The organism is Guptibacillus sedimenti (assembly GCF_028610665.1).
GTDB classification, from domain to species: domain Bacteria; phylum Bacillota; class Bacilli; order Bacillales; family Guptibacillaceae; genus Guptibacillus; species Guptibacillus sedimenti.
On sequence record NZ_JAQQWV010000001.1, the window covers coordinates 1,585,016 to 1,603,598 of the forward strand.

17 protein-coding genes and 1 pseudogene are annotated in these 18,583 nt (G+C 38.5%); 11 read left to right on the plus strand and 7 right to left on the minus strand.

Translation table 11 applies throughout. The annotated features are described in order from the left end of the window. Positions 1-265 precede the first annotated feature (265 nt). Genes PQ578_RS07855 through PQ578_RS07865 form a run of 3 tightly spaced genes read left to right on the plus strand, consistent with a single transcriptional unit; the run spans position 266 to position 3,587 of the window. The gene (locus PQ578_RS07855) at positions 266-1,894 is read left to right on the plus strand and encodes an SLC13 family permease (protein WP_273833064.1); all 1,629 of its coding nucleotides are present in this window, start codon (positions 266-268) and stop codon (positions 1,892-1,894) included. Between the two features lie 29 nt (positions 1,895-1,923). Continuing rightward, positions 1,924-3,159 carry an MFS transporter gene (locus PQ578_RS07860; protein WP_273833066.1) on the plus strand — a complete coding sequence of 412 codons (1,236 nt, stop codon included), beginning with the start codon at positions 1,924-1,926 and terminating at the stop codon, positions 3,157-3,159. Further along, the gene (locus PQ578_RS07865; RefSeq protein ID WP_273833067.1) at positions 3,156-3,587 is read left to right on the plus strand and encodes a GNAT family N-acetyltransferase; all 432 of its coding nucleotides are present in this window, start codon (positions 3,156-3,158) and stop codon (positions 3,585-3,587) included. The genes PQ578_RS07860 and PQ578_RS07865 overlap by 4 nt, the downstream gene beginning before the upstream one ends. Positions 3,588-3,627: 40 nt before the next feature. Here PQ578_RS07865 and PQ578_RS07870 read toward each other — a convergent pair whose 3' ends face one another. Both PQ578_RS07870 and PQ578_RS07875 read right to left on the minus strand, forming a co-directional pair. After that, positions 3,628-4,089, minus strand: coding sequence for a hypothetical protein (locus PQ578_RS07870; RefSeq protein WP_098444103.1), 462 nt, complete (start codon positions 4,087-4,089; stop codon positions 3,628-3,630). 87 nt (positions 4,090-4,176) lie between these two features. Continuing rightward, positions 4,177-4,713 carry a P-loop NTPase family protein gene (locus PQ578_RS07875; RefSeq protein WP_273833070.1) on the minus strand — a complete coding sequence of 179 codons (537 nt, stop codon included), beginning with the start codon at positions 4,711-4,713 and terminating at the stop codon, positions 4,177-4,179. A gap of 319 nt (positions 4,714-5,032) precedes the next feature. Between PQ578_RS07875 and PQ578_RS07880 the strand changes: the two genes are divergently transcribed. Further along, positions 5,033-5,845 carry a helix-turn-helix transcriptional regulator gene (locus PQ578_RS07880; protein ID WP_273833072.1) on the plus strand — a complete coding sequence of 271 codons (813 nt, stop codon included), beginning with the start codon at positions 5,033-5,035 and terminating at the stop codon, positions 5,843-5,845. On the opposite strand, the gene PQ578_RS07885 is transcribed toward PQ578_RS07880, so the two are convergent. Beyond that, on the minus strand, positions 5,780-7,018 hold the full coding sequence (locus PQ578_RS07885; protein ID WP_273833074.1) for an MFS transporter: 1,239 nt from the start codon (positions 7,016-7,018) through the stop codon (positions 5,780-5,782). The genes PQ578_RS07880 and PQ578_RS07885 overlap by 66 nt on opposite strands. Positions 7,019-7,703: 685 nt before the next feature. On the opposite strand from PQ578_RS07885, the gene PQ578_RS07890 reads away from it, so the two are divergent. Continuing rightward, positions 7,704-8,576 (plus strand): HAD family hydrolase, encoded by an 873-nt coding sequence (locus PQ578_RS07890; RefSeq protein WP_273833076.1) that lies wholly within the window; start codon positions 7,704-7,706, stop codon positions 8,574-8,576. Between the two features lie 361 nt (positions 8,577-8,937). Further along, a pseudogene (locus PQ578_RS07895) lies at positions 8,938-9,647 on the plus strand (nucleotidyltransferase domain-containing protein). A gap of 2 nt (positions 9,648-9,649) precedes the next feature. Here PQ578_RS07895 and PQ578_RS07900 read toward each other — a convergent pair. Further along, positions 9,650-9,910 carry a hypothetical protein gene (locus tag PQ578_RS07900; RefSeq protein ID WP_273833078.1) on the minus strand — a complete coding sequence of 87 codons (261 nt, stop codon included), beginning with the start codon at positions 9,908-9,910 and terminating at the stop codon, positions 9,650-9,652. Between the two features lie 235 nt (positions 9,911-10,145). Here PQ578_RS07900 and PQ578_RS07905 point away from each other — a divergent pair, with 235 nt between their 5' ends. The 4 genes from PQ578_RS07905 to PQ578_RS07920 all read left to right on the plus strand — a co-directional run bounded on the left by PQ578_RS07905 (position 10,146) and on the right by PQ578_RS07920 (position 13,819). After that, the gene (locus tag PQ578_RS07905) at positions 10,146-10,703 is read left to right on the plus strand and encodes a M15 family metallopeptidase (protein WP_273833081.1); all 558 of its coding nucleotides are present in this window, start codon (positions 10,146-10,148) and stop codon (positions 10,701-10,703) included. 15 nt (positions 10,704-10,718) lie between these two features. Then, complete coding sequence (locus tag PQ578_RS07910) at positions 10,719-11,183, plus strand: NUDIX hydrolase (protein WP_273833083.1); 465 nt, start codon at positions 10,719-10,721, stop codon at positions 11,181-11,183. Between the two features lie 317 nt (positions 11,184-11,500). After that, the gene (locus PQ578_RS07915) at positions 11,501-12,874 is read left to right on the plus strand and encodes a hypothetical protein (protein ID WP_273833085.1); all 1,374 of its coding nucleotides are present in this window, start codon (positions 11,501-11,503) and stop codon (positions 12,872-12,874) included. A gap of 15 nt (positions 12,875-12,889) precedes the next feature. After that, the gene (locus PQ578_RS07920) at positions 12,890-13,819 is read left to right on the plus strand and encodes an aminoglycoside phosphotransferase family protein (RefSeq protein ID WP_273833087.1); all 930 of its coding nucleotides are present in this window, start codon (positions 12,890-12,892) and stop codon (positions 13,817-13,819) included. 60 nt (positions 13,820-13,879) lie between these two features. Here PQ578_RS07920 and PQ578_RS07925 read toward each other — a convergent pair whose 3' ends face one another. After that, complete coding sequence (locus PQ578_RS07925; RefSeq protein ID WP_273833089.1) at positions 13,880-16,525, minus strand: MMPL family transporter; 2,646 nt, start codon at positions 16,523-16,525, stop codon at positions 13,880-13,882. Continuing rightward, positions 16,522-16,974: a MarR family winged helix-turn-helix transcriptional regulator gene (locus PQ578_RS07930; RefSeq protein WP_273833092.1), complete on the minus strand. Its 453-nt coding sequence runs from the start codon at positions 16,972-16,974 to the stop codon at positions 16,522-16,524. The genes PQ578_RS07925 and PQ578_RS07930 overlap by 4 nt, the downstream gene beginning before the upstream one ends. 269 nt (positions 16,975-17,243) lie before the next feature. On the opposite strand from PQ578_RS07930, the gene PQ578_RS07935 reads away from it, so the two are divergent. Continuing rightward, the gene (locus PQ578_RS07935; protein ID WP_098444091.1) at positions 17,244-17,549 is read left to right on the plus strand and encodes an AbrB/MazE/SpoVT family DNA-binding domain-containing protein; all 306 of its coding nucleotides are present in this window, start codon (positions 17,244-17,246) and stop codon (positions 17,547-17,549) included. A gap of 147 nt (positions 17,550-17,696) precedes the next feature. On the opposite strand, the gene PQ578_RS07940 is transcribed toward PQ578_RS07935, so the two are convergent. Further along, positions 17,697-18,455 (minus strand): TrmB family transcriptional regulator, encoded by a 759-nt coding sequence (locus tag PQ578_RS07940; protein WP_273833096.1) that lies wholly within the window; start codon positions 18,453-18,455, stop codon positions 17,697-17,699. Positions 18,456-18,583: the final 128 nt, after the last annotated feature.

Below are 18,583 nucleotides of genomic sequence, written 5' to 3' on the forward strand. Positions count from 1 at the left end.
TTGAGCAACTTGTTGTTAATCGAATTGAAACGCTAATTCCTGTAATATATTGTTTGAATTATTAAAAATCACACCATCAACTTATAATGTTCGCCCTTATTGGAAATATAAGGGGGTTTGGAAGCGTTAATGTGATTGATAAACCAATAATCGAGCAAAAGTCCTTTTCTGAAAAGAGTAATATATACCCAAAATTGTGAAAATATTGACAGGTGTACCTGACGAATCCTACACTAGAGTGAAATGAACGATAGGAGGTATCACTATGGAACAAGCCCGTCTATTTTGGAGTTATTTTTGGAAAGAACATCATCGTGCAAAGAATCTCTTAACATTCGCTTCTTCACACACGCCTGAAATCCCTTCCCAAAGTTCACAAAAAAATCCTACGCTTACATCAGGGCCTGGGCCAGCCTACGACAAAAGAAAGATCACTGGATTAGTTTTAGGGCCGGCTTTATTTCTTTGTCTTATGCTCTTTTTTCATCCGCACGGTCTTTCGGAAGCTGGTTTGGCCGTATTAGCAAGTACCGCATGGATTGCAACGTGGTGGATAACAGAAGCTATCCCTATCCCTGCAACATCTCTCTTGCCACTCATCCTATTTCCGCTAACGGGCGCACTTGAAGGTGATTTAACAGCATCTGCCTATGGCGACAATACGATATTTCTTTTTATGGGTGGTTTTTTGATTGCGCTTTCAATGCAGAAATGGAATTTACATAAACGCATTGCTCTTTTTATTATATCAGCAATCGGAACGAGTACGGAGAAAATTGTACTTGGCTTTATGGCGGCGACAGGTTTTTTATCGATGTGGATTTCGAATACCGCAACCGCTATGATGATGGTACCAATTGGACTTGCGGTGATTTATCAGGTGTCAGAACAGCTTGATCTGGATACGGAAGAGGGAGCTCCGAGATTTAATTTCGGAAAAGCAATTATGTTAGGTATTGCTTATAGCGCTTCGATTGGGGGTCTTGCGACATTAATTGGAACGCCACCTAATACCATTTTTGCAGCAGTTGTGAATGAACTTTATGGCATTGAAATTTCATTTGCTCGCTGGATGATGTTTGGTGTACCGTTAACCGTTTTACTTTTAATTGGATGTTGGTATTACCTTGTGAAAATGGCTTTTCCAATGAACATAAAAGAATTACCAGGTGGAAAAGAAGTTATCAATAAGGAAAAGACTGATCTAGGAAAAATGTCGGTTGAAGAAAAAGTTATTTTATTGATTTTTTCATTAACAGCACTTGCGTGGATTAGTCGTTCATTTGTTCTAAGTGAGCTTAATCCAAACATCAATGATACGATTATTGCGATGACAGCAGCGATTTTGTTGTTTCTTATTCCTGCACCTTCGAACAAAGGATCGTTTTTGTTGGACTGGAATACCGCGAAAGGGTTGCCGTGGGGGATTCTCTTACTCTTCGGGGCCGGACTTGCAATTGCTTCTGGATTTCAAGAATCAGGACTAGCGAAGTGGATTGGTGAGCAGCTAACTGTTCTTGAAGGTATCCATTTATTTGTTATTTTACTTCTTGTTACGTCGCTCGTTATTTTCTTAACAGAAATTACATCGAACACGGCGACAGCAACAATGATGTTTCCAATAATGGCATCTTTGTCAGCAGCGATTGGTGTACATCCGTATGCTTTAATGATTGGGGCAGGCATTGCATCAAGTTGCGCATTCATGCTTCCAGTTGCTACGCCACCAAACGCAGTTGTGTTTGGGTCGGGGTATTTAAAGATTCCTGACATGGCACGAGCAGGGTTCTGGCTTAACGCAACATCTGTGGTGATCATCACGCTAGCGATCTATTTTTATATGCCAATCGTGTGGGGCATCGATCTAACGCAAATTCCTACTAAATTTAAATAAACAGATCAAAGGATAAAGGTGATGATACAGTGGTCGATCAAGTAAATAGGGAGCAGCGTTATACATCAAAAGATGCAGGGTTTTGGAAAGCGGCAGCTAGTCTTGGTTGTGGGGCATTGCTGGTTTTTTCTTCCTTATATGCTTTCCAACCGCTTCTTCCTATATTTGTGAAAGAATTTCAAATAACGCCTACAACATCAAGTCTACTGATGTCATTGCCGGTCATTACAATGATTCCTGGTCTTCTTATTCTAGGGTTTGTATCAGATCGCTACGGACGAACAATGGTGATGAAAGTATCGTTGCTTTTTGTTCTAGGATTACTACTTCTCATGCCATTGATGAATTCGTTTCTACTTCTTTTAATTCTTCGATGTGTCCAGGGGTTTTTTCTTGCAGGTATACCAGCATCAGCAATGGGCTATTTAGCAGATGAAGTTGAGCCTTACAACATCGGCCTAGCCACAAGTATTTACATTGCTAGTAATGCAATGGGAGGCCTTAGCGGCCGCGTTACAACAGGTTATTTGACGGATGTATATAGCTGGAAAATAAGTTTGCTCTCTCTTGCGGCTTTTGGACTTGTCGTAACAGTGTGTTTTTACTTGCTTTTGCCTGCTTCTCGTTTTTTTAACGGGGGGAGTAGAAGTATGATTCATGATATGAAAGGAATGTTCGTCCATCTTAAAGACAGGCGATTGTTGTCTCTCTTTACACTTGGTTTTCTCATTCAAGTGATCTTTACAGGTGTTTGGACCTATTTGCCCTTCTACTTGGAAGCAGAACCTTTTACACTTTCGTTGAAATGGATATCGTTTACTTATTCTGCGTATATCCTTGGGGTGGTTTCTCCTCCCATGGCTGGAAGAATTTCTTCAAGTATCGGTCTTCGACGAACGATGATCATCGGGCTATTCACACTACTAGTAGGAGTGGTCCTAACCATTCATCAATCAATAACGCTTGTCATGATTGGGCTTTGCATCATTTGTGCTGGGTTTTTTATCGCGCATTCAATGGCATCTGCTTCCGTAGCTAAGACAGCCGAACATCACAAAAGTGGAGCCTCAAGCTTTTATTTAATTAGCTATTATGCAGGTGTCGCTGCAGGCAGTTCAGGTGTTGGTGTATTGTGGGACCGTTTTGGGTGGGGTGGAGTAGTAAGTTTGCTTGTGCTCGTCGTACCGCTCCTTGCAATGTTTTCACAAAAACAAGTTTCAAAACGATATCGAAATAATGATTTCCGAGAGGAGAAGGCAAGATGAACGTGAGGAAGGCGAGGAGGGGTGATGAGCTGGGAATCACTCTTTTACTTTCAGATATGGGCTATGAAACATCTGTACATGAAGTGCAAGAACGACTGATACCGATTATGAATGACGATCTGTATGTCACCCTTGTAGTCGAAGAAAAAAAGGAACTACTAGGGATGCTTGGCATGCATTATGAACGTTCGTATGTCGCTAATATTCTTATCGCAAGAATTATTACGATGGTAACAGCAGAAAAATATCGTCAGCAAGGAATCGGAAGGAAGTTAATTCGTGAAGCTGAGAAGTTGGCTAATGAGAAAGGGGCTTCCACAGTTGTGTTAAACAGCGGGAACCGCGAAGAACGAAGAGCTGCACATCAATTCTATGAAGCGTGTGGTTATTTGGGAAAATCAACAGGGTTTTATAAGTCGCTTGGATAAATAAAAAAGCCCTCCGCGTCTAAACGGAAGGCTAATAACATTATCTTCTAGTAAATCCTTCTTCATCAAGGTATTGAACCGCTTCATTTCGAGAAGGGAATGTGCCATCAAGAATATCGCCAGCGTAGACATTCCATAGCTCGAGTTCAGGCTCGTACATTAATTCAAGCGTTTGATCTTCATCGTTTACCCAAGTTTGGATTTCGATATCTGACCCAGGAAGGACAGAAAGGGACTGGATGGACTCACCTATGATTTTTCGAAGCTCATTGCTTGAGAAATCACGAATGTTAACCATACCTCTTTCATCTAATGGATATCCTTCAATAAGGTCACCAAATACATAGCCGTTCCCATTCGGGTGAAGATGATAAACAACATTTTTCTTATCGATAACCGCTTCTTCATAGTGAAAGTTCACACGTCCAAGCGAAACGTCTTTTCGGGTCAGTTCAGGAAAGGATGATTCAATAATCTCTAGTTTTTCTTCAAAAGTTAGCATAATGCCTCCATGTGCTTCAGTAGTATTTCTAGTTTAAACAGGAAAATTAGGATTCAAACGTACTGCACTTTATCTTATCATGGGTTCTCACAAATTTGTATGGTTTGTCTGAAGTTCATGAAGAAAATTCGCTATTTCTGATTTGTTTTGTAAAAGAATAATCTTTTTTTCGGGAGAAGTTTGTTGAATCTCTTCAAATCTCTTTTTCATCTTTTCCTTACGAGGATAGTAGGTTGTCCAAATAAATGTTAAAAAAGACCATTCCATTTTTTCGTTACAGCCTTTTCCCATATCTGATCGTGTCTTCCCGAGATGAGTGATCCAGCGTTTTAAAACCCGATAAAGACAAAGGAGTCGCGGGGCATGTATGTAAATAATCGTATCAGCTTGCGCCACTCGGATATCATAGGAGTTGCTATAATTTCCTTCGATAATCCATCTAGAAGTTAAAGCAATCTTCTCCTGGGAAGTGCGAAACTCATCAAGACTCGCTTCAATCCAACCCGGTTTCCAAAACAGAGCGTCGAGGTGGTAAACCTTATAGTCTAGAATTTGACCGAGTTTCTTTGCAAATGTCGATTTACCTGCTCCTGCTGAAGCACCCATTACCATAATCCGCTTCACATTCGTGCCTCCCTTAAGGTATTCCGTTCCTTCAAAAGTTTACCAAAAAATGAATGGATAAGTAAGAATTGCTTTGTGAGATTAGGAGATAACGTCCTTTTGTTTTAAACGTTAGTTCTAGCATCAGCTTTCAATAAGCTGATTCCGGATTTTGAAACAAAACAGATTCCGTAAAATGTTAAAATTAGAATTAAGTATTGATAAGTGAATCAGATGTAGAAGGGGTTTCTAAAGTATGTTCCCAAGGTCTCATAATTAATTGAATGGTTTATTGTCATAAACGAATGAAAAACTCATTATTGTACTAGGAGCTTAACTAATGATACTAGATAACGAGAACGGACTATTACTTATCCGTAATGACCAATTAGGTGAGCGGATTTGGAGAAGTGATGAATGTTATAAATTAATCTTTTCTCCATTCGGGAGAGGATCTTATCAAACAAATCATGGTGACATCTCCATTGATAAAGGAGAGTTTCTAATATTTAACCCATATGAAGATCATAAACAACTTATGGCTACAAATGAGAAATTCCTCGTGGAGATAAAGCCGTCTTTGCTGCAAGAGACAGCTGATCGATTGGGCATTACAGCAGCATCCCCTGAATTTACTTTGCTTTCTTATAAACATCCTCAAATAAGACAATGGATGCTTTTTGTTAGAGATTTCTTATCGCTAAATGAAGAAGTTGGATCAGTTACCAATCAGTTTTTTCTAGATAACAGCTTGACGCAGCTTTCCATTATGATGCTTCAATATGGTGCAGGGTCTCATCAAATTGACTTTCCAAGTATCAGTAATAAAGCGGTAATTAATGATGTTACAAATGCCCTTAAAGAAAGCTATAGCGAGGACTGGACACTGGACGAGATGGCTCAGGTTGCAAGATTGAATAAATATCAATTTGCTCACCTTTTTAAAGAGGAGCTAGGTCTCTCTCCTTATTCTTGGTTGCAACTTTATCGTCTATTACGAAGTCAATACTCCTTATTACATTCCAATGACTCAATTCTTTCGATCGCTCTTAATCATGGGTTTAAAAGTGTCTCTTCCTATAACCAGTTATTTAAAAAAATGTATCGGAAGGCGCCAACAGAATTTCGCCGGATTCACGGTTTTAATAAGTAAAGCTCCAATACTTAGAATGAGTATGAGTAACCCACTACCAATCATTAAGTGTTGAATTGAAATGAACATGACTAAGAATCCGTACACTCCTAAGGAAATGGTGTTCGAAAAATATAATAAGACAGCATTGGAACTAAAGGCGCGTCCCATTTTCTCTTCTGGCACAAGTGTCTGAAGAAGATAAACGCGAGCGAGGCCAGCAATAGGCAGCCCTATACCTACGATAGCGCAACCAATAAAGAAATGCTTAATATCATATAAGAGTCCGTAGTATGTAATGCCTGTACCCCAAATCAACACTCCAATTAAGTAGAGGCGAAGAGTCATTCTTTTAATCAAATATGGCAAAACGATATTTGTGAAAATAACAACGCCACCAAATACTCCTTGTAAAATGCTATATAACTCTTCACTTTGTTCACTTATTTCTGATAATGCAAGCAAAAGTCCTACTTCCCACACCCAGGTGTTGAAAAAAACCGTAACAAAGGTAAAAATAAATAGTTGTCTGACAGTAGAGTGCGCCTTCGCCCAAGAGGTAAACTCAAGAATTGAGCGAGACACACCTCTAATCGTTTTATTAACAAGTGGTTTAGGGTCCTTCAAGTGTATTTTAAAGATGAAAAAGGCGCTAACAGCATAGGTTATTGCGTCTAAGGTGAAAAAGTGTATAGCACCAAAGGTGTTTAATAACCATAGAGTGATAAATGGACTTAAAACCGTTACTCCTCGAGTTAATGTATCATATAAACTGTTTGCATTCGTTCGTTCCTCTTCCGTCGTTATAGAAGGTAGTACAGATCGATGGGTCGGGTTAAAGAAACATCCTATACTCTGTATCAGAAAGCTCACGATTAATAGATATGTGTAAGTAAGTGTATCCATATAATGCAAAAATACAATAGAAAGAATGAATGGGATGCGAGCTAGGTCCAGATAGACTAATAATTTTTTCTTAGGTAACCAATCAGCCATAACCCCACCTATTAATCCAAAAAGAAGGTATGGTAGGGTCTCAGCCATAGCCATTCCTGTAGTGTGAAGATTGGAACCAGTTAAATCGTACGCTAAAAATAAAAAAGCCATTCCGGAAAGAACATCGCCAAGTCGAGAGATTCCTCCAGCAAGTAAGTAATACCGTATATTTTTGTTTCGCCATAATCTTTTGTACATCTTTATCACCTCATCTCTTATTTTAAGAAGAAATGAAGTGAACTTCTGTCTGATTATTGCTATAAATAGAGACAATATTTATATGAAGAAGCAAAGTCTAAATAAAGTTCCATTAATAAGAGAGGGATTGCAGTAAAGTGTAATCGCTTTTTAAAGTTCTGTAGGGTGTTAAAGATGATGCAATTATAGGGAAAATATGGAGTGGTTAGTTTTAGAGCTATTTTGCGAAATGGTGTACGTGTAAATAAAGATATTGTTCTATGTTCGGCTATTTAAGAACAACTCTGGTAGGCGTTGAGGTGGAGGATATGGTATGTAATAAGAATTATGAATGTAAATGAATAACATACAGAAAAAAAGCGATTAATTTTCCGTACTCCATAATGTTGGAGCTTATCTGCTATCAGATAGGCTCTTTTAAATTGAAATAACGAATCAAAACTTTGATGCCAATTTATGAAAATTGATATCAAAAACTTGAACAGGTTAATTGAAGAGGAGTAACATGTTATTTGTTGATAAACACCAATTGCAATTTGCTTCGATTTGTAACAATAATTATACTGGTTACTACTAGTTTCATAGATGGAGAAACTAAGTTATGGAAGATCGCTAAAAGTGAAGTGAGATATAAGGTATGAAAAAATTTAAAAATAGAGAATTTATTACAGTAGGGGGAGTCACTATGGTAACAAAGCCAAAGGCTATTTTTTTAGATATGGACGGTACGATATTAAATCACAACAACAAGGTAAGTGGATTTACGAAACAAATTATTGATGAGTTACGAGATAATGGACTTTATGTTTTTATCGCGACAGGCAGAGCTGCAGATGAAATAAGCGAGCTTGTACCGGATGGATTCCAAGTGGATGGGATCATCTCTTCAAATGGGATGGCGGGGTATGTTGAGGGCAAGGCCATATTTGAACATTCACTCCCTCTTGAATTAGTAGAAAAGGTTATCGAAAAAGCGAGAGAACATAAAGTTTATTATGAACTTTTCCCATATGGAGCGGACCGTATCGCTTTACAACAAGATCGTATAGTTATGGAAGATGAAGTCAAAGACCCAAAGCCAGAAAGTGTTGGGCTTAATGAATGGCTTTCACGTCAAGAAGCGATCAAAGAAGCTATCGACTGGAAAAGTCAGATCGAAGGAAATAAGTTTTCTAAATTCTATTTCTTCGCTAGAACGAAAGAGAATATCAATCGATGGAAAGATGAGTTAGAAAAAATAAAGCAAGACATCGATTTTACAACCTCAATCTCTTCTGCTCATAATGTTGAAGTAATGGTAGCAAATGTGAACAAAGCCACTGGTATTAAGGAAATGTTACACTATTTTGATTTGTCGGATGTAGAAACGTTGGCAGTAGGGGATAGTAACAACGATTTACCGATGTTCCAGTTTGTTGACTATGCAGTAGCAATGAAAAATGCATCGGACCAAATAAAAGAAATTGTCGACGATGTAACGGAATTTACATGTGATGATGATGGGGTCTATCATTATTTAAAGTCTTTAATCGTACCATCGTCAATAAAAAGCACATGAAGCAAGACTGAGTTAAAAGCAAAAAAAGCTATATTTCTCTCTTCTAAAAAAGGAGCTTACCTTAAATAAGGTAAGCTCCTTTTTAAGTGAAAAAAGATTGAGATATCTCTACTGTTTTGAAATAATTGGTAGGGAAGCACTAGAAATTTTTGCGAGATACGTTAACAAAGATTCTAATTAAAGTTAGTTGCATTTTGAGAGTGTAGGATTGTGTCTTTTGACTATAAAAGAAAAACTAGCAGGGGTACTTTCTGGCTTGGTTTAGATATCTATTAGTTAATTGGATAATAAAGCTATCGTTTTTACCTAAGCGGGCTTACTATTTCTTCAAAATATAAAAAAACGAAATGGAGGTTGGAAAATGAACTCATTACAACTCATCGTACCTAAAGCTAAGGAGCTAGTACAAAAAAGATCACCCGAATGTGAGGCTGCTTTTCTAGCTGGAAGCGTTGTTCGAGGGGAAGCGACAGCTACATCTGATCTTGATATAGTCGTCTTTGATTCGTCGGTAACTGTTTCGTATCGGGAGAGCTTTTTCTATGAGGGTGGCCGATCGAATGGTATGTTCATAATTTAGAAAGCTATTATGCCTATTATGAAAGTGACTGCGCCCGTGCAAAACCATCACTTCCGAAAATGGTGTCTGAAGGCGTCATCCTTAATGACAAGGGGAAGGCAAAAGTACTGCAGGATGAAGCGAGAATGATCCTGAAGAAGGGGCCGTCTCCATGGGAAGAAGACGAGATGACGCTAAAACGCTATTTTCTTACAGATGTACTAGAAGATTTTATTGGCGCTACCGATCGAGGGGAAGAAATGTGCTGTGCAGCTACTCTTGCAGAGCAAGTTCATGAATTTATTCTTCGTACGAATAAACAGTGGATCGGCTCATCTAAATGGATTGTCCGTGCATTAAGAAATTATGATCAAACACTGGCGGATAGGTTTGTACAAGTGTTTGATCATTATTATGAAACACGTGAAAAGGAAAGCGTCATTATGTTCGTTGATGACGCTTTACAACCATATGGTGGTCGCTTGTTTGAAGGATTTTCATTAGGGAAATAGTCTTACCGCTTCTTGGAAATCAAAGGAGAAATCGTTAGGACGCATGAGATTAATATAAGAAGGTAGATTGGACTTAACCAAATTGAGTAGATGGAGCCGGCGTTACCGGTAACGAAACCAGTATCGATGGTAAGCGTAGTTAATGTCAATTTAACAGGATTTTCTGCTTCAATAGAGAATGCAGGCAGATATAACGTTGGTTTCGTAATACGATAAATAAGAGAGATTATAAGAAGGGAATTTGTAATTATTAATCTTTTCATAAGCGTCTCCTTTTGCTAGGGGTTGGATAAAAAACGGTTATGTTCTCTTTATCATACTAGGGTTGGGCCATTAGCGGGATGCAGAGTGACGAAACGAAAAGATTGATTTCTTAAGTAGAATAATGTAAACCACTGTGGAGAAGCTTACAAATTCTAGGAAGACTCCATTTCGAACGATTTACCTCCACCTATGTTATGATCAAAATAGTAGATTAATAAGGTGGGAGGTTTCTGTTTGAAAGGATTCAATCTTATAACCTTCCTTTTCATAATAGGAATTGGTCTTATCTTCATCAACTTCAAGGAAGATCTAGAGGGAATGTTTATTCAAAAGGATGTTCCTTTGCCAACGGAGCTGCATCCAACGGTAAGTGAAGCGAAAGATGCGTTGATCAATCGAGCTGCCGCAAAAGGAGTTGAGATTGTGATTACAGCTGCACACCGAACGAAAGAAGAACAGGATGCTCTTTATGAAAAAGGACGGTCAACGGAAGGACAAGTCGTTACAAATGTTGCCGGCGGCGGTTCTTATCACAATTATGGTCTAGCCATCGATTTTGCTTTAAAGTTAGATAATGGTGATGTTGTATGGGATATGGAGCGAGACGATAACGAGAATGGAAAATCAGATTGGATGGAAGTAGTCGCTATTGCGAAAGATCTTGGTTTTGATTGGGGAGGAGACTGGAGTAGTTTTAAAGACTATCCTCACTTACAAATGGATTTTGGTTTAACGATGCGCCAATTGCAGAATGGTCAAAGACCTGGTGAAAGTGAGTATGCGACAAACTAGCGAGAGGATAGTGTTATGAAAACTAGGAAGGCTGTTGGGGCAATTGTTACGCACAAAAACCGGTTTCTCATCGTTCGCAAAGTCACGATAAACACCAGAATGGGGAAAGAGCTTCAAAATGGAACATGGGATTTCGTTAAAGGTCGCGTTGAAGACGAGGATGAAACAGCCGAAGCTTCAATGAGAAGAGAGTTATTAGAAGAAACGGGATCCGTCGCCTACACGTTAAAGAAGCGATTTAATGAAACGATCTCATTTGGATTTCCAGAAAAAATTCAAACGAAAATTGGTTATCATAACCAAATAACGACAATGTTTCATTTCGAATATGTTGGCGACGGTAAGGACCTTGAAGCGAATGACAAAGAAATTAATAAAATTTGTTTTGTTCATGAACAAGCGTTATTAAGCCTTTTAGAACACGAGGAATCAAAAGAGTTTTTCACTAGAAACAGGAGTCAAATCATAAGCAAGAAATAAATGAAAAGATTTTTAGAAAAAAAGGTTTAGGTATTTCAAAAGGGGGTAAATTTAAACTAACATAATTTTCCCCCTTTTGTACCGTCCGTTAAATCGGGCGGTACTTTTTTTGTTTACGTTTAAACAAAGTAAAGACAAAGAATGCTCAGTTTTTGAGATCATCAGTTAGCTTAAAAAGAGTTTTTAGCAGTGTAAGAATTTTGCATTCTTGAAAGTTTGAGAGGTTATCGATAGGATAAGGGAAGCAAACTAACAACGGGAAAGTAGACGAACTGATCACATTCTCTCAACGTTCGCCTATAGGATAGGAGAATAACATGTGGAATACTAGACTGTTTCAACATATTTACGTTTTTTATTTATTCGTTTTTCTATTGGATGTGATCTACCTCTTTTGGTCACACGCTTCTCTTTATACAACAATTGGACTATTAGCAATAGTGATGATCGTCATTAATTTCAAAGAAGCGGATCGTGTTTTTAAAATACTTGGCATGATTCTTTTAAGTGCAGGGGGCTTTTTTTATTTTTCAAGCGATATTAGTATCGTTCAGATTCCATCCTTTTTTGCAGGGAATATAGGATTGTTGTTTCTTTTATCCATGCTTCCATGGATGAATAGCGTTGTAAAAGCCGGGAGATATAATAAGCTATTGCAAACATTACTCGGGGGCAATGTGAAGAAAATGGGAGATTTATATGTGCGAGGAGAAGCGACCATGGTTTCTCTAGCTGCCTTTTTGAATTTATCGTCCGCAACCATTTCTCAAGATCTGTTAAAAAATCAATTAAAAAAATCCAACGCAAACGTCAGAAACCGTTTTATCGCCATGTCGACTTTAAGGGGATATTCTCTAGCGTTACTTTGGAGTCCATTGGAAATTTTACTCGCTACATCAATCTTTATTACAAATGCTAATTACTTAGAAGTGTTACCTTGGATGTTGCTTGTTGCTTTATTAGGCTTTGCGTTTGATTCTATTATTGGAAAAATCACCTTTCGCAACGAAGTGGTAGAAGAGGTTGGTACGCCTACAAAGTTAGGAGCAAGTAGTAAGAAGAAGTTAATGGAATTTATCGTGGCGCTGGTTCTGTTCTTAATGGTTGTCGTTTTTCTAACCAATGTTATTCAGTTCAACTTTTTGTTTGCCGTTACGATCGCCCTTTTTCCCTTTGCGTACATTTGGGCATTATTGTTGAAACGAAAAAGAAGTTTCTTTCAAATTGGCTGGCCCAATTGGAAAAGGCAAACAAACCATTTACATAATTTCATTGTTTTACTGCTAACGCTATCTTTTTTCACAGAAACGTTAAACGCGTCTCCATACCTACGATATTTACAGGACCCCCTTGTGGCACTTGAGGGGCATCAAGTTTACATTATGCTTTTCATCCAGGCTACTTTTTTAATAATGACATTATTAGGCGTTCATCCCATTGCAACAATGGGGATCTTTGGCGGCGTAAGTGAGTTGTTGTTAAGTGCTTTTCCTTCTGTTACGTTAACGATTCTGCTCGCCAGTAGCGCGATCGCAACCGTTCCATCAGCTCCTTATGGCCTTATCGTTACACTAACTTCCGTAGGATTGAAAATGAATCCATATAAAATTGTCTTGGAAAACATCTCGTATAGTTTGATGTGTGGTTTTATCGGCGTTTTGATCGCATACTGTACTTTATTCCTTTATTAGAAGGGGAGGTGTAGAATGAAGTTTCAAGAGCAGTTTGTACAATCCGTTTGTTTTTATTTTAAGGAAGAAGGAAAAGTATGGCTAAAGAAAATACCGGAAATCATCCGCTATTGTGAACAAAAATGGTCTATGAAAATGGAGGATCCTTATCATCTCTCGATCAACTATGTTGCTCCAGCTAAGCTGGAGAGTGGAAAAGAAGTTGTAGTGAAACTAAGTATACCTGGAGCAGACTTTCTTGATGAACTGGAATCTTTGCGCTTGTTTAATCATCAAGGGATGGTTAAAGTTAATGCCTTTGATAAAGAAAAAGGCATTATCATTTTAGAAAAATTATCTCCTGGTCACACGCTTGCGACAGTAGAAAACGATGAGCTAGCCTGTCGCGAGGCTGGATTAGTGATGAAAAAGTTATCAATATCGGCTCCAAGTCATACTCGGCTACAAACAACAGCCGTTAGAGAGAAGTTGCTTCGAGATACTGTAATGCAGAATGTGGATGGATATGGACCACTTTCTTCGCATGTCCTTAGGACTTCCCTAAGCCTTTTTACGAAACTGAATCAATCAATCGCTCAGTACAAGTTACTACACGGAGATTTTCATCATTACAATGTGCTTGCTTCAGAGGACACTGACTGGGTTGCGATTGACCCAAAAGGATTATTGGGGGAAACTGAGTATGATTTAATTCAATTTCTTTTAAATAAGCTACCGGAAAAAGACGTCTATGAAGTGACCCAAAAACGAGTAGACATCTTCACTAAGGATCTTAATCTAGATAAAGAGCGGTTGCTACTTTGGGGCTATTGTCATACCGTACTGGCGACCTCATGGACAGTAGAAGGCGATAACTATGATAAGCGTTTTTATCAAATGATTGAGATTTTTGAGAAGTTGTATTTAAAAACGTATGGAAGAGAAATAGGCCAGTATGCGAGATGAAGTGGTAAATAGATTTAATAAGCTCAGAGCGGTTTGCTCTGAGCTTTTGTATGGTGAAACTTATCGCTTTTTAGGTTTAAAAGGCCACCAAATGCCATTCCCAAATGATACCACAACAGCAGGAATGAGAAGAGGTAGAACGATTAGACCGTAAAGTAACAATCCAGTAATAACAATTGTAGCAATTTGCATTAAGCTTAGTACACCAGAAGGCATCATTGCACCAAATGTACCTGCTAATATAATTGCAGCAGTGATGACAACCGTACCCATTTTAGCCATGGATCGATGCATGGCTTCCATAATGCCAATCGAAGCTTCTTCATTAAATCGGTCAAGTAGGAAAATGGAATAGTCGACTCCAAGCGCTATGAGCATAACAAAACCAAAGAATGGAACGGCCCACGTTATCCCGTCATAGCCTAGTAGATTAATAAAGATTAATTCAGAAATCGCCATTGATGTAAAGTACGTAAGTAGAAGTGATCCAATCATCACAATCGGCATAATCATGGAGCGGAAAAGGACAGTTAGGATAATAAATAAACCAACAAGCATGATGATAACCGTTCTTGTAAAATCACTCGTTGAAATGTCTGACAAGTCGCTATTAATACTTGAAACCCCGCTATAAGCAACAGTAGCATCTTCAAGTGGTGTTCCGTCGATTGATCGTGAGACGGTCTCTTTTATTTCACGAACGGTTTGAATGGCCTCAGTTGAATAAGGATCTTCTTTTAAGATCACTTCAAGCGTAACAGCCTTTTGTTCATCGAACGCATACCGTTCAATGGCTGGTTCAAACTCTTCATTATCAAGCGTACCTTTTGGAATGAAAACACCCGTGTCTCGAAGTGCGTCCGAATTCCCCATATTGGTTACTAAATCTGCTGCGTCCTGTAAGCCGTTCTTTATTTCATTCAGTCCATCAATTGATGACCCAACACCTTTTGATAGATCCGAAATGCCCCCGCTTAGTTCAGAAACCTGACCTGACTGACCTTGCAGATCGGAAGAGGCACCAGCAAGCCCCTGTTGAATTTGTCCAAGTTGCTGTTGAACCTGACCGAGCTGCTCTGAAGCTGCAGCTACATTTTGTGATTGTTGAAGCCCCTGTGATATGGCACCAAGCTGGTCATTCACTTGCCCTAATCCGTTTACTGCCTCTTCAAGTCCTCCAGCGTTGTTACCAGAAGGGATTTGACCGTTAATTTGGTCCAATCCGTTTTGTACTTCTGTTAATCCGCTTTGAACTTCATTTAGTCCACTAGTTGCTTCATTTAGACCATCGCCAACCTGGGAAAGTTGTGAATCGACATAGAAATCATCAATAACCTCTCCGGTGGGTCTTGTAATTGACCTAACAGAATCCACGTCTTCATTTTTCTCAATGTCATTGCTGATTGTTTCGATATAAGGAAGCAGTTCTTCAGTTACAATCGCGTCATCTTGCTGAAGGATCACCTTTACAGGAAGCGAATCTCCTTTACCAAAGCCTTCCTCAATCGCATCAAGGCCTTTCACAGATTCATAGTTACTACCAATCTCATTTACAGTATTAAACGATAGCTGATCGTCGTATGTGAAAAGGAGTGGAACCATAATAACGGCAACAACGAGCATCGACCAAATCGGTTTATTTATAGAGAAACGACCGAACTTAGTCCAGAGTTTACTATCTTTATGAGACGCTGATTGTTTAGATGGCCAAAACAGTTTATCTTTTAGCAATGCCATAAAGAATGGAACAATTGTAAATAAAACGAGCATTAAGACAGCAATTCCGACAGCAACCCCAACAGCAGATTTAAAGATAGGGAAGTCAGCAAAGCCGATCGCAGCAAAACCAATGAAAACGGCTAATCCACTAATTAATAAAGTACGTCCAGCAGTCTTGTACGTATTTACAATCGCATCTTCAACAGAATGCCCCTCAGCTAATTCTTCTTTATATCTACTTAACAAGAGGATACAGTAGTCTGTGCCAATCCCGAATAAGACGGCAACTAGAAAAATTTGCGTATAATTGGATACAGGAAAACCAATCCAATCGATAAGAAACGCAACAATCGATTGACTAAGGAGATACGTAATACCAACTGCAACTAATGGGATAAAGGGAGTTGTAATGGAACGAAAAACAGCAAGTAATAAAACGAAAATTAAAGCCACAGTTATTATTTCAGTACGCTCAAGACCTTTCTGGGCGCTTTCGTTCACATCGTGATTAATAATCGCTTCTCCAGTGACATATGCCGTTGTATCATCTGGAATCATGTCTTCCTGAATCCGATTTGCTAGATCATTCACTTCTTCATCTGTGCCGTCCACCGTAATAGGCAATAGAACCGTTTGTTTATTTTCAGAAACGAGTTGTTCTGTTAATTCTTCACTTTCAAAAGGATCGAGCACATTTTTAATGAGGGATCCTTCTCCTTCGAGTTCTTCTGCAATAGAAGAAACCGTCTGTTGCGCTTTATCTTCGACGGGTTGATCATAAGTAAACACAACAGAAATCGTTTCATCTCCCGCACCAGCTTCCTCTAGTAAGTCTGCTGCAATTTTAGAATCAGCGTTTTCTGGTAGTTGAAACGTTCCGGCTTCTTCAGCTTGTTTTGTGAGGTTGGGGGATAAAATAAATAAAACGGCGGTTAGCGCAATAAGCGCAATAGCAATTGGCCATTTAAATTTTAAAATTTGTCTCATTTTGCATCTCCTTCTGTTTTTAAAATTGAACTTAACTTGCGAAAGATACGCAAGAATTCATTTATTTCTTCTTCGTGAAAATCATTTAATACGATGTTTTCCACATGCTCATAGATAACTTCATTAAATAAAGCAACAACATCATTCCCTTTTTGCGTAAGCGTGATCGCTTTTCCTCTTAAATCCTTTTCTGAATCGACTGTCGTTAAAAGTCCTTTCACTTCAAGTTTTTTGTAACGGTTGGAAATCGCGCTTTTATGTACACCTTGTAAGGCTGCGAGTTTTCCAGGTGAAATACGACCAGATTTCGAGATGATTTGAAGCATCTGGAGCTGTTCAGAAGAGTATTCTTCAAATAATTGATGTTCGAAAGATCGTATAATGCGCTCAGTTCCATACATAATGACTTCTTCAAAAAGCTCAACGGCTTCACATAATTTTTTATCCATTTCGTTACCTCCACTAGTTTACCGTCTAAACATTATTAGTTTACCCCCTAAACGAAGATGGTTGCAACTATTAAAGGTTATGTAGAAAAGATAGTGAACTTCAACCAAATATTTTGAAGGAGCAGGATTAAAAGGAAAGTCCTGTGAAATAGTAAGAAATAATGAAAATTTACAGAATTTTGGCACAATAAACGTTGCATTAAAATGTTATCAATATTATGATAAAAGAAATAGAGAGACGTTCGCTAAAACGAAAGGGAGGAATGAGGATGAAGAGCACTGGTGTGGTAAGGAAAATTGATGAACTAGGCCGAATTGTCATTCCAAAAGAACTGCGACGTACGTTAGATATTAATGTGAAAGATCCTATTGAAATTTTCACAAGTGAAAACAAGGTCATATTACAGAAGTATCAAGCAGACATGGCCTGTATGATTACAGGTGAAATTCTAGACGATAACCAAACTTTCGGAAATGGTAACATTGTGCTCAGTCAAGAAGGGATGGCTTTACTACAAGAAGAGTTGGAAATGAAATTAGGTAAGAAAAGAGAAGAAATGCTAAATGCAGAATAAGCGATCGTTACATCCCCTCCATAATCATGGAAGGGGATTTTTTTGAAGTTAGAAGGTGTAGAAGTGAAAGAAGTCTTTAAGGGCATGTGCGTCATGTTTTCCATAAGAAGCGTTGTTAATTTTACTTGATAAGATAGTGGTACACCGTTAATAACGTAATTTCAACAGTACATCTCGAATGTGGGGATCTTCCATCATTGTGGACCCAAACTTTCGAGTAATTTCTGTTAGCGCAATATCATGATAGAAAAATTCAGTGAAGAAAGTAACGAGTGGTTTTGATTTCGTATGGATCGCTTGCCAATTCGATTCTTCAATTCCAGCAAACAAAATTTCATGATGATCAATGACGACAATTCGACTTCGCTCCAGTTTTTGGTGATCTGTGTCTGGTATTAGTGTAGTAACATTTTTAAGGTTAGAATGTATCTTTCCTATTGTATGAATTTCCACAGATATCCCCTCAGCTTCTTTTTCCTCCAGTATAGAAAGGTGTTGCTCAATATCATCCGACCAACCAGAAAAGATAATCGAAGAAGATGATAAATGAAGGAGTTCTGAGACGAGGGAGTGAATGGACTGTTCTTCCTTAAGTGTCCACACACGATCATCAGCTTTTTTTTCACGAGATTGAATGGTTTTTAATTGGGTTATATTTTCGTTAAAGTCACGCTGAAGTTTCTTAATTGCTGATTCAAGTGGAAGAGGAGCATAGAGCCGTTTTTTTTCTGTTGTTGATTCCAATACCATTCCTTTTTCACTCATACGCCGCAGAACATCATACACTTTAGATCGTGGAACACCTGAACGTTTGACAATGGCAGTGGCGTCGAGAGCCTCATCGATTGTAATAAGTGCTTCATAGACCTGGCTTTCGTATTGCGTAAATCCAAACTGCTGTAGCATGTCACTATTCTCCTTGCTTCTACTGGTCATTTCTTTTAATGATAGCACAACCGTTTAAGTGGGTAAAAGTAACCTTCATTTTCCTATTGCTTAATCACTTCAAAAGAGTTACCCTTTTAGTGGTAACT